Raw genomic sequence first — 1,141 nt, 5'->3', positions numbered from 1 at the left:
ACGATGAAGAGAAGCCGTTTCAGCGAAGAGCAGATAATCGGGATATTGAAGGAGCATCAGGCTGGGCTTGGCGCGAAGGCGCTTTGCCGCAAGCATGGCGTCAGTGATGCGACGTTTTATAAATGGCGATCCAAGTATGGCGGCATGGAGGTGTCCGACGCGAAGAAGTTGAAAGCGCTGGAAGCTGAGAATGCGAAACTGAAGAAACTCCTGGCGGAACAGATGATGGATGTCTCAACGCTCAAGGAGATGTTGGGAAAAAACTTTTGAGGCCCGGTTCACGCAGAAGCGCGGTGACCTGGGCCATGACAGAGAAACGATACAATCAGAAGCGGGCGTGCGCCTTGGCTGGGATCGACCCGCGTGTTTATCGGCGTACGTCGAGGCGGCCAGCGGATACTGATCTGCGAGATCGGTTGAAGGATCTGTCGTCTGAGCGGCGGCGGTTTGGTTATCGTCGTCTGCACATCCTGCTCAAACGCGAAGGCTGGCAAGTAAACTGGAAAAAGCTGTACCGGATTTACCGCGAAGAGGGATTAACAGTCCGTAAACGTGGCGGTCGCAAGCGTGCAGTGGGCACCCGAGCACCGATGGCGATCCCGCAGGGGCCAAACCAACGGTGGTCGCTCGACTTTGTGTCCGACAGCCTGTCCTGCGGTCGCCGGTTCCGCATTCTGAACGTGATCGACGACTTTAGCCGCGAATGTTTGGCTGCCGTGGTCGACACATCGCTCTCAGGCGACCGTGTGGGTCGTGAGTTGGACCGCATTGCTGAGATGCGCGGCTACCCCTGCATGGTGGTCAGCGATAACGGCACAGAACTAACTTCGAATGCGATCCTGAAATGGCAGGAAGACCGAAAGGTTGACTGGCACTACATCGCGCCGGGGAAGCCCATGCAAAATGGGTTTGTGGAAAGCTTCAACGGGAGGATGCGGGATGAATGTCTAAACGAGCACCTGTTCGACAACCTGCGCCATGCCCGCCAGTTGATCGCTGCGTGGCGTACCGACTTCAACCACCACCGCCCACACACAAGCCTCGCTGGCCTGACGCCAGTCGAATATGCTAACAGGTCAGAAGAGGACCAAAACTTGAACAGAGCTAACCTAAATTAGCGGACTCAATGGGGAGCAGGTCA

The 1,141-nt window shown here is 56.3% G+C and carries 1 protein-coding gene; it reads left to right on the top strand.

Annotation, left to right across the window (positions count from 1 at the left end; genetic code table 11):
• Positions 1-3 precede the first annotated feature (3 nt).
• A protein-coding gene (locus KZZ06_RS20030) for an IS3 family transposase (protein WP_219581755.1) occupies positions 4-1,118 on the top strand; the annotation gives its coding sequence in 2 pieces (ribosomal slippage) (positions 4-253 and positions 253-1,118; 1,116 coding nt in all).
• Positions 1,119-1,141: the final 23 nt, after the last annotated feature.

The organism is Sulfitobacter sp. CW3, from assembly GCF_019392245.1.
Lineage (GTDB): Bacteria > Pseudomonadota > Alphaproteobacteria > Rhodobacterales > Rhodobacteraceae > Sulfitobacter.
Note: the sequence above shows the minus strand (reverse complement) of the source record. Positions and strands in the feature narration are given on the sequence as shown.